Genomic DNA, 202 nt, shown 5'->3' with positions numbered 1-202 from the left:
ACTTTATTGGAGAGTTTGATCCTGGCTCAGGACGAACGCTGGCGGCGTGCCTAATACATGCAAGTCGAGCGAATTGATGGGAGCTTGCTCCCTGATATTAGCGGCGGACGGGTGAGTAACACGTGGGTAACCTGCCTGTAAGATTGGGATAACTCCGGGAAACCGGAGCTAATACCGGATAACATTTTGAACCGCATGGTTC

General features: G+C 51.5%; 1 rRNA gene. It reads left to right on the top strand.

What is annotated here, in order from left to right:
- Positions 1-3 precede the first annotated feature (3 nt).
- Positions 4-202: ribosomal RNA gene (locus K9V48_RS28925) — 16S ribosomal RNA — on the top strand; the annotation flags it as partial.

This window comes from Metabacillus rhizolycopersici (genome assembly GCF_020075705.1).
Note: the sequence above shows the minus strand (reverse complement) of the source record. Positions and strands in the feature narration are given on the sequence as shown.